Annotated in this window: 1 protein-coding gene; it reads left to right on the top strand. The window is 54.3% G+C overall.

Going from position 1 to position 1,120, the window contains the following annotated elements; all coding sequences use genetic code 11:
* On the top strand, positions 1-1,120 hold a 1,120-nt coding region (locus BLQ24_RS09935), incomplete at both ends, for an IS256 family transposase (RefSeq protein WP_207644958.1).

Genomic DNA, 1,120 nt, shown 5'->3' with positions numbered 1-1,120 from the left:
CGATGAAGCGTTCCGGACACTGCTCACCAACAGTCTCAACAGCATCCTGAAGGCGGAGTCTCAGGAACAGCTTCGGGCTGCGCCGTATGAGCGTTCTGACGAACGCACAGACAGTCGCAACGGCATCCGCAGCCGGACCCTGAAGACCCGGATCGGCACCATCACATTGGAAGTTCCGCGGCATCGCAACCAGCCGTTCAAAACGCTGGTATTCGACAACTATTCCCGCAGTGAAGCCGCTCTGATCGCTTCCATGGCGGAAATGGTGGTTAACGGAGTCTCCACACGAAAGGTCTCCAATGTGATCGAAACGCTCTGCGGCACTTCCGTTTCCAAATCTCAGGTCTCCGAGGTCTGCCAGGATCTGGATCAGGAAGTAGAAGCGTTCCGCAATCGGCCGATCGAAGGAATTTACCCGTTTCTGACCGTTGACGCGACATATTTCAAGGTCCGGGAAAACAATCGGATCATTTCGAAGGCCCTGATGATCGCTTACGGAACGAATGAATGCGGAATGCGTGAAATCCTTGGGTTTTCAGCCTATCCGAAGGAATCCAGCGAGACCTGGACGGACTTCCTGATGAGCCTTAGGAACCGTGGTCTCGACGGGCTGATGATGATCACATCAGACGCCCATGAGGGACTGATCCATGCGCTGCATCGAGTCTTTCCAGACGTTCCGTGGCAGCGGTGCCAGTTCCATTTCTCGCGGAACATCTCGGACAAAGCGCCAAAGAAGTTTCAATCGGGGCTTCGCGCGGAACTTCAGGAGATGTTCAGCTGCAGCGATATGAAGGAGGCTCGGAAGAAGCGGGATGAGATCCTCGACGAATACCGGGACATCGCAGAATCCGCCATGGCTTGTCTGGAAGAAGGCTTTGAAAGCTCTATGACCGTCATGAACCTGCCGAAATCCCTGCGTATCTATTTCCGGACATCGAATCATATCGAACGGCTGAACAAGGAACTGAAACGCCGATCCCAGGTGATTGGAATTTTCCCGAATACGGGTTCTCTGATCCGCCTGATGGGTGCGGTACTGATCGAGCAGAACAGCATCAGGCAGTCCCGAAAATCGATCTTCAGCCAGAAGTACTACCGGAAGATGCAGGAGGCGGGC

Origin of the sequence: Eubacterium pyruvativorans (assembly GCF_900102225.1) — a bacterium.
Classification (GTDB): Bacteria; Bacillota; Clostridia; order Peptostreptococcales; family Anaerovoracaceae; genus Aminicella; species Aminicella pyruvativorans.
Note: the sequence above shows the minus strand (reverse complement) of the source record. Positions and strands in the feature narration are given on the sequence as shown.